Genomic DNA, 14,800 nt, shown 5'->3' with positions numbered 1-14,800 from the left:
ATACACTTCTTAAAGTTATCAACACGAAACCGTTTTCGTTGTGTTTTGCAATATAGTTAAATTTAGATTAACCTTTTTTTTATATATGTTTAACACTTGAATTAAAATTAACTAAACTTAAATTAATTATTTATGAAAATTACGCTACTAAGAAGCTTTTTGTTGCTTGGGGCATTTTTATGCTTTGGGATGGCGAAAGCTCAGACAGTATCAGGTACTGTTTCGGATGCGAATGGGCCGTTGCCAGGGGCAAGCGTATTGGTAAAAGGTACTACCAATGGTACGCAGACCGATTTTGACGGCAACTATACCCTTAACAATGTTGAGGATGCCGCAACATTGGTTTTTAGCTACATTGGTTACAAGACCCAAGAAATTGCCGTCAATGGACAATCCTCCATTAATGTAACCTTGGAAGAAGACGCACAGGCTTTGGACGAGGTAGTAATTATCGGTTATGGGCAAACTACAGTAGATGATGCTACAGGTGCCGTTGCGGTCGTTACTTCGGAAGATTTTAACCAAGGGGTTATTTCATCTCCCGAACAATTGATTCAAGGTAAAACAGCTGGTGTACAAATTACTCAAAGTAGTGGTGAGCCAGGTGCTGGTATTAATGTTAGGATTCGAGGTACAAGTTCTGTTCGTTCCAATAACAACCCTCTTTTTGTTGTGGATGGCATGCCTCTTACAGGACAGGACACTTCCGCAGGCGGGGCTGATGTTGGTACCGGAACAAGTTCTTCCAAAAACCCATTGAGCTTCCTTAACCCTAACGATATTGAGAGCATCAGTATCCTGAAAGATGCATCGGCTACGGCAATTTATGGTTCCCGTGGTGCGAACGGTGTTGTGATCATTACCACCAAAAGTGGTAAAACAGGACAGGGAAGGTTTGAGTTTACATCAAACCTAAGCTACTCAACGCCCGCAAAAACTTTTGACCTTCTAGACAGAAACGAGTTCTTGACTGCACTGCCAGAATATGGAGGGGATCCCAATGCTTTGGATTTTGGGTCTAACACCGATTGGCAGAACATCATCCTTAGAAGCGTGGCTTCACAAAACCAAAACCTTTCCTATGCCAAAAATTACGGGAGCGGAAACATTCGTGCTTCTTTTGGGTACGGAAAACAGTTTGGTGTAGTAGAAGGCTATGCACAAGAAAGGTTAACAGGTAGGATCAATGCATCTCAAAGATTCTTTGACAACAAATTGAAGATTGATGCCAACCTAACCGTTTCAAGAATCAACGATGATGGCGGAGCGATTAGCAACAACTCAGGTTCTACAGGGGATTTGCTCGGTGCTGCTTATTTTGCCAATCCTACTTGGCCGGCAAGAACAAGCTTTTCTACCGGGGGTAGTGAAATCAACCCACTCCAACTACTGAACTATTACGATGATGTGACCCACACCGATAGATTTTTGGGGAACGTTTCCGCAGAATACAGTCTTACCGATGAATTGAAGGCCAAAGTTGCTGTTGGCTACGATGATTCAAGTTCAGAAAAGTACCAGGTTCAATCTGCTTTATCAACCGGTATTGGCAACGCTCCTGGACAAGGGCAAGGTGCTCTAAGTACTGTGGAGGTAACCGGTAAGCTTCTAGATGTTACCCTTAGTTACAACAAGGAGTTCGACAATTCTAAGTTGACCGCCTTACTTGGTTACTCTTTCCAGAGCTACCAAAGAGCAGGTAAAAATATAACAGGATTGGGATTCGGATCTACCGATTTAAACTCAATGATTTCCGATTTAGGGACTGCCACTTCGACCATAGAAAGTCAACTTGATGGCAGATACCAACAATTCGGTTACAACAACACTGGAACCTTTGTAAATCGTTTGTTTGTTGACGAACCTGGAACTTTTAATGTAGCTAGTCCTACAGGTGTTCCCATTAGTGCTGTTGCGGGAGACTATTTTGATTCTACCGACGAGTTACAATCTTTCTTTGGAAGAGCCGAATATTCCATTGCCAACAAATACATTATTACTGGTACATTAAGAGTTGATGGTTCTTCTAGATTTGGACCAAATAATCAATATGGTTACTTCCCTTCAGGTGCATTTGCATGGAAATTGAATGAAGAGGATTTTATTGGAGATACTTTCTCTACTCTTAAGCTTCGTTTAGGTTATGGTATCACAGGTAACCAAGAAGGTTTGGGATATGGTAACTTTACCGTAAGGCAACGATTTGCAGGTATTGGCATCGATCAAAACCAGAATATCAATGCACCGGGACTTGCGATACAATCCTTTACAAATGATGATTTGAAATGGGAAGAGACAGCACAAGCCAACATCGGTCTTGATTTTGGTATAAATAACAACAGGTTTTCCGGTACATTGGATTTTTACCATAAAACCACAAACGATTTGCTACTTCAGCAAGAGGCGGCACAGCCTTCACCTCAACCATTTTACTTTGGTAATTTAGATGCCAAAGTAATTAACCAAGGTGTGGAACTTTCCATGAACTACGATATCATCCAAATGGAAGATGCCAATTGGAATCTTGGGTTCAACGTAGCCTACAACGATAACATGGTAGAGGATTTCGATGGACAAATTCAAACAGGTGAAATCAACGGTAACGGACTTACCGGAGCTTTCGCTCAATTGTTGGCCGGTGGACAACCATTGTTCTCTTATTACTTAAGAGAGTTTGGTGGATTTGATGAAAACGGAATCTCTGTATATCCAAATGGGGATGTACAGGAGTTTGTTGGAAAAAGTGCATTGCCAAAAGTTAACTTGGGTATCAGTACAAGTGCTTCCTATAAAAATTGGGATTTCAACGCATTCCTTGCTGGACAGTACGGCTTCTATGTGTACAACAACACACAAAACGCTTACTTTACAGCCGGTATTATCGGTGTAGGTAAAAATGTAACGCAAGATGTACTTACCAACGGTGAGTCCAACGCCAATGCTGCCGATGTCTCAACAAGATTTTTGGAAAAAGGCGACTTCTTAAGATTGCAAAATGCCTCGTTAAGCTACAACGTGCCACTTAGCGGAGATGGAACCTTACAAAGTTTGCGTTTATCCTTGATTGGCCAAAACTTGTTTATCATTACAGATTATTCAGGTCTTGATCCAGAGGTTAACGTACCAAAATCTTTGAACAACATACCATCTTTGGGAATCGATTATACCGCTTTCCCAAGATCTAGAACAGTTACATTAGGTATTAGTGCAACTTTTTAAAAAAATTATTCTATGAAAGCTATCAAACTAAATAAAATTTATATCTGGACAATCGCATTGGCGATGTTTGGTTGTACAGATCTGGAAATTGAACAGACAGATTCCATCTTCACCGACTTGAGTGGAGAATTTACTGGAGTCCAAGCTGGTGCCAGCCTTACTGCACTTTACAATTCAGTAAGGGGGCAGCTGCAAACACAAGAAAACTTGTACGCACTTGCAGAAGTAAGTACAGATGAGTTTGTAGTTCCTACCCGTGGTACAGATTGGGGAGATAACGGGGTTTGGAGAACATTGCATTCCCATACCTGGAGTCCAACACACCAAAGGGTAAAAAATACTTGGAACGATCAAAACAGTAATGTGTATAACGCTACCACCATTATTGACAGTAGAAGTAACCCAACACCTCAACAAGCTGCAGAAGCCAAGTTTTTAAGAGCTTACAGCATGTTTTGGCTGATAGACCTTTTTGGTCAGGTGCCGTTTAGAACACCAGATGAAGGCCCAGATGTTAACCCAACGGTTATGACCCGGGCAGAAGCTTTCGACTTTGCTGTAAAAGATTTGACAGAAGCAATACCAGACCTACCATCTATAGGGCCAAGTGAAGATTTGGTCGGAGCTTCCAAAGCTTCTGCCATGTTCCTTTTGGCCAAATACTACTTAAACAAGCATATTTTTACAGGTACCGGAACCCCAGAAACCTCCGATATGCAACAAGTAATTAGCTTGGTAGATGATATTGCAGCTGAAGGTTTTGCCTTGCAAGAAGGTTATTTTGAACTGTTTACCGATGATGTGGACACTGAAACCATTTGGTTTACCACATCAGGAGTTGGTGAGAACATCTGGAACACTTTGCACTACAATCAAGTCGTACCTGACCAGGCAGGTGGATGGAACGGGTTTACCACCATTGCAGAATTTTACGATTTGTTCGAAGGTGATCCAAACATCAATACTCCAGGGTCGGGACAAGAAGAGCGTAGAGGATTTGTGCCAACGGACGGTACCAACTTTGGTATCGGTAACGGTTTCTTGATCGGTCAACAATATGATGCCAACGGAAACCCTTATACCGATAGGACAGGAGCCCCCTTGGTGTACACAAAAGAATTGCCAGGGCTATTGGGCAACAACGAAAGAACTGGTATTCGAGTAATTAAATACAACCCGGCCAATGGTGCCTTCGCCAACCACAAAGTAGTGTTCCGTTATGCAGATGCCCTTCTTATGAAAGCAGAGGCCCAAATGAGGTCTGGGGGCGACCCAACCACATTGGTAAATGAGCTTAGGGAACTTAGGGATGCAACACCTCTTGGAAGTGTTACCGAACAAGACCTTATTGATGAGAGAGGTAGAGAGCTTTACGGTGAACTTTGGAGAAGAAACGATTTAATCCGTTTTGGACAGTTTACCACTCCATGGTCTTACAAAGAGGTTTCTGGGGATGACACTAAAAACTTGTTCCCTATTCCTGCTACAGCAATTATTTCTAACCCTAACTTGGTTCAGAACCCAGGCTACTAATAATTCAAAGTTTAAGCTGTTTTTATATATGAAAAGACCACCGATCGGTGGTCTTTTCTTTTTAACTCAACATATATTAATCAAATATTAGTCTTTTCTTAGGTTAATATTAATCGTTTACACCTTATAACATACTGAGTAAATAGTTATATTATCCCGGCTATCGATGAAAGAAATGAGAGGACAGCTCTGTATTATTTTTTTATTACTGTTAACCTTGATAAGTTGTAATACAAACAAGCAGAACAAACTGTTTGTTTTAAAAAGCTCCAAGGATACAGGGATAAAATTCAAAAATCAACTCAAACAAACCCCGGAGCTCAATATCCTAAACTACCTTTATTTTTATAACGGAGCAGGTGTTGCAGCAGGGGACTTCAATGGAGATGGCCTTGTGGATCTATACTTTACCTCTAACCAAGAATCGGACAGATTATACTTAAACCAAGGTGATTTCAAATTCCTAGATGTTACCGCTCCGTCGCAAACAATCAACAAAACAGGTTGGACCACCGGAGTCACCCACGCCGATGTCAACAACGATGGTCTTCTCGACATATACGTATGCAAAGTCGGAGATCATGAATCCATTCGAGGTCAAAATCTCCTCTTCATCAATCAAGGAAATAACGAACAAGGTATCCCAACATTTAAGGAGGAAGCGGCTAAATATGGATTGGACTTTATAGGATATTCCACCCAAGCAGCCTTTTTTGATTATGATCTGGACGGCGATCTGGATATGTACTTAATGAACCATTCCGTAAATCCAAACCGCTCTTATGGAAAAGGCTCCAAACGAAAAATAGTGGATTCCATGTCCGGCGATATTCTGTTTAAAAATGAAAATGGCCAATACATAGATGCCTCCAAAGAAGCTGGAATATTCCAAGGTACCATTGGCTATGGATTGGGACTTGCCATAAGCGATGTCAACAACGATGGATTCCCCGACATATATATCGGCAACGACTTTTTTGAAAACGATTACCTCTACATCAACCAAAAAGATGGCACATTTAAAGAAACCATTTCTGAAGATGATACAAAGCTCGGTCACACCACCCACTTTTCCATGGGTAATGATATAGCGGACATTAACAACGATGGCCTTTCCGATATTTTATCATTGGACATGCTTCCAGAAGATTTGGAAGCCTATAAAACATCTGGGCTGGAACATCCCTACCCCGTGTATCAACAATATCTAAAGAATGGTTTTGCACCTCAATACATGTCAAACGCACTACATTTAAATTTGGATGGTAAAAACTTTGGGGAAATTGCCAACTTAAGTGGCATTGATGCTACGGAATGGTCTTGGGGAGCACTTTTTGCCGATTATGACAACGACGGTTTCAAAGACCTTTTTATTTCCAATGGAATACAAGGCGTCACCAACGATATGGATTACATCAACTATATATCCAATGAGGAAATTCAAAAAAACATAGAACAAGGCTTGTCCGACAAGGATATGGAACTTATTGACCGTTTGCCCAAGAAAAAAGTACAGAACTATTTCTACAAAAATAAAGGAGGAACGCAGTTCAAAAATGTTACAACTACTTGGGGACCACAAATAGATTCCTATAGCAACGGCTGTGTATATGCCGATTTAGACAATGATGGCGATTTGGATTTGGTGGTAAACAATGTAAACCAAGACGCCTTTATCATGGAAAATACCCTAAAGGGCAACAATTATCTTAAAATCCAATTTGATGGGAGCCCTAAAAATAAATTCGGCCTTGGTGCAAAAGCAATTGTATTCGGTAAAACCGGAAAATCGGTTCAAGAAAACATCCCTACCCGTGGATTTATGTCGGCCAAGGACAATAGTCTAAACTTTGGTGTTGGCAAAGATTCCATAATTGATTCCGTTCAAGTTATTTGGCCTCAAGGAAAGTTTCAAACTATTAAAAATGTAAAGGCCAACCAAGTGTTACAACTGTCTTATTCAGATGCATCTGGAAACTATTTTGCAGAAAAAGATAGAGGGTCAACAGCCAACTTTTATACCTCATCAGGTAATTTGAACTTTGTCCATAAAGAATATACAACACTCGATTTTGACCGTAATCCTCTCATTCCCTTTGCCTATTCCAATGAAGGCCCATCAATTTCCGTTGGGGATATCAACAACGATGGATTGGATGATATCTTTATCAGTGGGGGCAAAAAACAGGCTTCAAAACTTTATTTACAAGATGCTGAAGGCAATTTCAAAGAACATCAAAATGACATTTTTGAAGAAGATGCCATCAATGAAGATACTAGCCATGTATTTGCGGATATTGATACGGACGGCGACCTTGATTTGGTAGTGGTCAGTGGCGGCAACGAATTTACCACTGGCAAACCGCTACAACCCAGGCAGTATCGTAACAATGGTGGTCGGCTTTTAAAAGAGAATACCTTAACACAGATTGAAGTCAACGCATCCAAAATAGATGCCGTTGATTTTGACAATGATGGGGATTTGGATTTATGTATTGCTTCCAACGCAGTACCAACACAATTTGGGGCAAAAGCCAAGCAATACCTTTTAGAGAATAATGGTACAGGAAGCTTTAAAGAAGTGACCAACTCCTTTGCACCGGAACTTCAAAATGTTGGAAACATAAAAGACTTTGTTTGGAAAGATATTGATGGCAATGGATTCCTAGACCTTATTGTAGCCGGGCATTGGACACCGGTGACAATCTTCCTGAACAACGGAAAACAACTTTCTTCACAAAAAAACAACGGACTTAGCAACACCAACGGCTGGTGGAACACTGTTGAATTGGCCGATTTGGACAATGATGGAGATTTGGATATCCTCGCGGGCAATTGGGGGCTCAATACAAAGTTCAGTGCATCCCTACAAAAACCCCTAACGCTCTACATTAACGATTTTGACAATAACGGCTCCATTGAAACTGTAGTAACCCATTTTCACGGGGATCGCGAAACCGCCTTTGCCTCCAAAGATGAGCTTGCCAAACAAATGCCATTTTTAAACAAAAAATTCCTCTTCTACAAAGATTTTGCAAAAGCCTCTTTGGAAGATCTTTTTGGAAAAGATAAATTGGAAGAAGCCACCAAAAGAAAAGTGTACACGCTCAGCACTTCCTATTTTGAAAATGATGGCAATAATAATTTTACAGAAAAACAATTGCCACATTTAGTGCAATCTTCTACCGTAAACGATATTTACTTGGCAAAAAACAATAAAGAAAAGATTAATGAAATATTAATGGTCGGCAATAATTTTGAGATAAGCACCCAACTTGGTAGATTGGATGCTTCACACGGATTTTTACTTGAAAATGACAATCAGGGAAATGTGAGTTGGAAGCAAAACTTGGGAATTTCCGGTGCAGCCAGAAAAATTGAAAAAATAGTTATCAATGGGAAAGAAGCGTTCATTATTACAATGAACAATGATGCCCCCACTTTTTTGGTCAAAAAACAGAACGATAAATGAAACTGAAATATATCAGCACAAGCCTTCTACTAATAAGCTTGATGGCATGTAACAACCAAGAAACTGCCCAATCAAAGGAAGAAAAGAAAGCAGAACCACTTTTCACCCTGTTGGAACCAGAGGAAACTGGCGTTACATTTATCAACAAGGTCAAAAACCAGAAAAATTTCAATATTTTTAAATACCGTAACTTTTACAATGGCGGGGGTGTGGCCATTGGCGACATTAACAATGATGGTCTTCAGGATATTTACCTAACAGGAAACATGGAGCCCAATAGGCTTTATCTGAACAAAGGAAATATGAAGTTCGAGGACATCTCCGAAAGTGCAGGTGTTTTGGGTAATAAACCTTGGTCAACAGGCGTGGTCATGGTAGATATCAATCACGATGGCCTGCTGGACATCTATGTCTCCAATGCCGGGAACATGGAGGGAAACAACCACGACAACGACCTCTATATTAATAACGGCGACCTAAGCTTTACCGAAAAAGCCGAAGAATATAATCTAGCAAAAACGGGATTTTCAACACACGCTTCCTTTTTTGATTACGACAAAGACGGTGACCTCGATGTCTACATTCTAAACAACAGCAACATTCCCGTAAGCAGCCTTGGCTATGCGGAGCAGCGCGAAGTGAGGGCACAGGATTGGGAAGGCGTCCCCGACATTTTCAAGGGTGTGGGCGATATGCTTTTGCGCAACGACAACGGTAAATTCGTGGATGTAAGCGAAGAGGCAGGAATCTACGGCAGTTTGATAGGTTTTGGACTTGGTGTGCTGGTCACGGATTTTAACGGCGACCTTTATCCTGATATTTATGTTTCCAACGATTTTTACGAAAGGGATTACCTCTATATCAATCAAAAAGACGGTACATTTTCCGAAGAAATCAAAGATTGGACCTCTCATCTGAGCCTTTCCGCCATGGGAATCGATATTGCCGACATCAACAACGATGGGCATAACGATATTTTCATAACCGATATGTTGCCCGAAGAAGAATCCAGGGTAAAATCCGTGATGGAATTTGAAGGATACAATGTTTTTGATTTAAAACAAAGTAAAGATTTTGGTCAACAATACATCCAAAACACCTTACAACTCAACAACGGAAACGGCACATTCTCCGAAGTGGCCTATTACAGCGGTATTGATGCCACGGACTGGAGCTGGGCAGGACTCATGTTCGACATGGATAATGATGGCCTCAAGGACATATTCATTACCAACGGTATCAACCACGACCTTACCGATTTGGACTTTGTGGACTTTTTTGCCAACGAAATAGTCCAAAAAATGGCCTTGACGGGCAAAAAGGAATCCATAGATTCCATCATCAATAAAATGCCCATAAAACCACAACCCAATTACGCCTACAAAAACAACGGCGATATCACCTTTAAAAATGCCAATAAGGAATGGGGCTTTGAGCTACCCTCCCGCTCCAATGGTGCTGCCTATGCCGATTTGGACAACGATGGCGATCTGGATTTGGTGATCAACAATGTAAACACACCAGCCTTTATCTATAAAAACAATACCGAATCGCAATTGAACAACAATTACATCCAATTGAAGTTCAAGGGGCCAAAAAACAACCCATTTGCAGTGGGCACTTTGGCCAAACTCTATTTTGATGGCAACATTGTAAACCAAGAACTGATTCCTTCAAGAGGTTTTCAATCATCCGTTCAGTACGATATGACCTTTGGTTTGGGCAAATCTGAAAAACTGGACTCCATTCGCATTGTTTGGCCCGATAAAAAAACCCAAAAATTGGAAAATGTAGAGGTCAATCAAGTATTGACATTAGACCATGCCAATGCCACAGAAACTTATACAATTCCCAAAAAACAAATAATAAAATCCTTTTTTAACGAGTTGGATACCGATTTGGTAGCAGCGCATAAAGAGGATGGATACAACGATTTTGATTACGAAGGACTGATTTCCCATAAACTATCACAAGAAGGTCCATCGTTGGCCGTTGCCGATATAAATGGTGATGGAAACGAAGATTTCTTCATCGGAGGGGCCAAAGGACAACCTGGAACCCTCTACCTACATACAGGACATGGCAAAGTAACCCCAAAGAAAACAACAGCTTTTGAACAGGACAAAGCGTTTGAGGATGTAGCAGCAGCATTTTTTGATGCAGATGGTGATGGTGACCTCGATTTGGTTGTAGGTTCTGGTGGAAACAATGTAGGAATGGAAAGAAATTATAGGGCACGCTTGTACTTGAATGATGGAAACGGAAACTTTTTAAAATCGGAAAACGAACTTCCATCAACATTCAAAAACATATCCACAATATCTCCCCAAGATTACGACAATGATGGAGATATGGATCTTTTTATAGGTTCTCGAAGTGTTGTGGGCGTTTATGGGATATCTCCCGACCATCTATTGTTGGAAAACGCAGGAGACGGTACCTTTAACAATGTAACCGAAAGGTTGGGCTACGACCTCAAAGACGCTGGAATGGTAACCGACTCCAAATGGGAAGATATGGACGGGGACGGCAAAAAGGACTTGATCGTAACCGCAGAATGGGATACACCAAAAATCTATAAGAACACAGGCAGAAGGTTATCCAAAATGACCAGTTCGTTGGATAGTCTCTATGGATGGTGGAACACCGTGGAAACTGCTGACCTCGATGGCGATGGCGACCAAGACCTTATTTTGGGCAACCAAGGTCTAAACCTTCACTATAAGCCAACGGAATATGCTCCAATGAAGATGTATATCAACGATTACGATAACAACGGCACCATTGAGCAAATTGTTACCATGCAAGAAAACGGCGGCGATTATCCCATTCATCAAAAAAGAGAGCTTACCGAGCAATTGCCCTCGCTTAAGAAGCAAAACCTAAAGGCATCAGATTACGCCCACAGGACCATCCATCAACTTTTCCCAGAGGAAGTGATGAATAAATCCATTGTAAAAAAAGTGGAAACATCAGCATCGGTAATTGCAATCAACGAAGGCGGGGGAGAGTTTACCATCAAAAACCTGCCTCCACGCGTTCAGCTTTCCTGCGTGTGCGATATTACCTGTACCGATGTGAACAATGATGGCAATCTAGATTTGATCATGGCAGGGAACAATTACGAATTTAAGCCCCAGTTTTCCCGATTGGATGCAAACCAGGGCAACCTTCTTTTAGGGGATGGCAATTTGGGTTTTACATGGCAAGATTATGAGACCAGCGGATTCAAGGTCAGGGACGAAGTGAAATATTTGAAACAGTTCAAGGATAAAAATGGCAAAACTTACGTAATTGCAGCCATCAACAACAAAAAACCAAAGATTTTTGCCTTAAATGAATAGGTTTCTCATCATATTGTTTATTTCAGCATTGGTTATTTCCTGTAAAAAGGAAGGTAGTCTCTTTGAAAATCCCTCCCCCAAGGAAACAGGGGTGGATTTTACCAATACGCTTACTTCTTCCAAAGATTTGAGCATCTTGGATTACCTGTATTTTTACAATGGGGGTGGTGTATCCATAGGCGATATCAACAACGATGGCCTGCCCGATATCTTCTTTACCGGAAACCAAGTCAAAAACAAACTCTACCTCAACAAAGGCAATCTTAAATTCGAGGATATTTCCAGTTCGGCCGGGATCCAAGGAAACAGTGATTGGAATACAGGAACCACAATGGCCGATGTAAACGGCGATGGGCTTTTGGACATCTATGTCTGTGCCGTAGTGGGCATCAACGGGTTTAACGGGTTCAACGAGCTCTATATCAATAATGGCGACAATACCTTTACCGAAAGTTCCGCCAAATATGGGCTGGATTTTGATTCATACAGTTCCAATGCAGCTTTTTTTGATTATGACCTAGATGGAGACCTTGACCTGTACTTGCTCAACCATGCCGTGCACACCCAAAACTCCTTTGGCCGTTTTGATCTAAGGTACGAACGCCGTTATGAAACGGGGGACAAACTATTGCGCAACGATAATGGAAAATTTAAAGATGTTAGTGAAGAAGCCGGCATTTACGGAGGTATCAATGGTTATGGGCTAGGTTTGGCCATTGCCGATTTTAATCAAGATGGGTACCCCGACATTTATGTGGGCAACGATTTTCATGAAGACGATTATTATTACCTCAATAATGGCGATGGCACTTTTACCGAAAGCCTAAAAAAATATTTTGGTCATACCTCTCGCTTTTCCATGGGCAACGATGTGGCCGACATCAACAATGATGGCCGACCGGATTTTCTTTCCTTGGATATGCTTCCCGAAGACGAAGTGGCCTTAAAATCTTCCGAAGGAGATGATAATATCCAGACCCAAAAAATGCGAATAGACCGTTTTGGGTACCATTATCAGTTTACACGTAACATGTTGTTCGTAAACCAGCCCGATGGAAACTTTATGGAAACCGCATTAATGAGCGGCATTGCGGCCACTGATTGGAGCTGGAGTGCCCTTTTCGGTGACTATGACCAAGATGGGCAACAGGATGTGTTTATTTCCAATGGGATTCCGAAAAGGCCAAACGACCTGGATTTCATCAAATTTGTTTCCAATGATCAGATCCAGCAAAAGATGGACAATACCAAGCTTGTAGATCAACAAGCTCTGGAACTAATGCCCTCGGGCAATGTCCATAATTATGTCTTTAAAGGAGGTAAAGACCTTCATTTTGAGAATATGTCCGAACAATGGATTGCCAAGGACACCTTGGTCTCTGGTGCAACTGCCATGGGCGATTTGGATAATGATGGGGATTTGGATTTGGTAACGAACAACATCAACCAGCCCGCATCCTTGTATATCAACAAAACGAACGACAAGGGCAATTACTTAAAACTGAAGTTCAATTACACCGAAAAAAATATTTTCGGCATTGGAACCAAGGTTTATTCCTATCAAAATGGTAACCTACAATTCAAAGAATTGTTCCCTACCCGAGGTTTCCAGGCATCCTCCGAACCGATGGTACATTTTGGCTTTAAAAATGCCAAGGCGATTGATTCCCTAAAAATCATATGGCCCGATAAGACCTATCAGGTATTAAAAAATGTAGCCGTAAACCAAACGCTTACGGTAGCACCAAAAAACACTAGACCTTTTGATTACCATTCCCTTCGAGAAACTAAAATACCGTTGTTCAGTCCAGTCGACGGCAACCTAGGTTTGGATTTTACGCATACGGAGGACAATTACACCGATTTTAACCGCGAAAAGCTGATTCCCTATCAAATATCCGATAGAGGTCCAGCATTGGCCATAGGTGACTTAAATGGGGATGGAATGGGCGACATTTTCTTTGGAGGCTCCAAATACGAGCCTTCGCAAATTTTTGTGCAACAAGATTCAATCTTTATAAAGCAAAAGTTCGACAGTCTCCAAAAGGATTCCATTCAAGAAAATGTTTCGGCAACCATCGCTGACTTTAACGGTGATGGAAAAAATGATTTGATCACAACTTCGGGGGGCGGTGACTTTTATGGAAAATCCGAACCATTATTGGATGCCTATTATGTTCAAAAGGATACTGTTTTTGAACATATAAAACTGCCAGAATTCTATCAAAATTCATCCGTTGTAAAACCTTTTGATTTTGACAATGATGGTGATTTGGATGTTTTTATTGGCGGACACACGATTACCGCCAAGTTTGGAGCGCCAGCCAATTCTTATCTGCTCGAAAATGAGAATGGAAAATTTAAAGTCAACACAAATTTTGATGAGTTTTCCAAAGGAATGGTAACCGATGCCATTTGGAGCGATTTTGATGGGGATGGAAATACCGACCTTATTTTGGTGGGAGAATGGATGCCTCCCAAGTTTTTAAAGCAACAAAACGGTTCTTTTACCCAAGTAGAGCAGGTTAACATTTCTGGACTATGGCAAACCATCGAGGCTTTTGATATGGATGGGGACGGGGACACCGACTACCTTCTTGGCAACTGGGGCACTAACTCCAAGTTCAAGGCTTCAGAAGAACATACGATGAAATTATATTTCAACGATTTCGATGATAACGGTCAAACCGAAACGGTAACGGCCATGGAGAAAAATGGCAACTATTATCCTTTGGAGACATTGGATGGCTTGGCATCACAAATGGTGTATTTGAAAAAGAAATACACTACATACAAATCTTTTGCCGGTGACACCATGGAAGAAATATTCGGAGGGGATGTATTGAATTCATCAACCTTATTGGAGGTCAATACATTAAAATCGGGATATTTGCGAAATGATGACGGCAACTTTGTTTTTGTCCCCTTTAAAAATGAGCTTCAAGTAGCTCCAATCATGTCATTTTTAATAGATGATTTTGATGGTGACGGCAATACCGAGGTGCTCGTTGGCGGCAATTACTTTGGAGTAAAACCCTATCACGGTAGATTGGATTCGTTTCCAGGGGCACTCATCCAAAGTGAAAGCAATATTATTTTGGGCAACCTATTGGGATTGGATTTTACCAAAAAATCAATTCGACATTTAAAAACAATAACACTTAACAATCAAAAATATTTGTTAGCTGTATTCAATAACGATAAAGCACAAGTCTATAAAATCAATGATTAA

General features: G+C 41.0%; 5 protein-coding genes. All 5 read left to right on the top strand.

The window, feature by feature from the left end; translation table 11 throughout:
• The first annotated feature begins 132 nt into the window (after positions 1-132).
• Entirely contained in the window at positions 133-3,219 is a 3,087-nt protein-coding gene (locus AC13CS_RS17180; protein ID WP_482888987.1) for a SusC/RagA family TonB-linked outer membrane protein, read from the top strand.
• Positions 3,220-3,231: 12 nt separating this feature from the next.
• Complete coding sequence (locus tag AC13CS_RS17175) at positions 3,232-4,752, top strand: RagB/SusD family nutrient uptake outer membrane protein (protein ID WP_293165606.1); 1,521 nt, start codon at positions 3,232-3,234, stop codon at positions 4,750-4,752.
• 166 nt (positions 4,753-4,918) lie between these two features.
• Positions 4,919-8,224, top strand: a complete 3,306-nt coding sequence (locus tag AC13CS_RS17170; protein WP_482888986.1) for a VCBS repeat-containing protein — start codon at positions 4,919-4,921, stop codon at positions 8,222-8,224.
• Positions 8,221-11,568, top strand: a complete 3,348-nt coding sequence (locus AC13CS_RS17165; RefSeq protein ID WP_482888985.1) for a VCBS repeat-containing protein — start codon at positions 8,221-8,223, stop codon at positions 11,566-11,568. Before AC13CS_RS17170 ends, AC13CS_RS17165 begins: the two co-directional genes overlap by 4 nt.
• A complete protein-coding gene (locus AC13CS_RS17160; RefSeq protein WP_482888984.1) occupies positions 11,561-14,800 on the top strand; it encodes a VCBS repeat-containing protein in 3,240 nt (1,079 codons plus the stop codon). The genes AC13CS_RS17165 and AC13CS_RS17160 overlap by 8 nt, the downstream gene beginning before the upstream one ends.

It is taken from the genome of Flagellimonas sp. B-3 (assembly GCF_056857835.1).
Note: the sequence above shows the minus strand (reverse complement) of the source record. Positions and strands in the feature narration are given on the sequence as shown.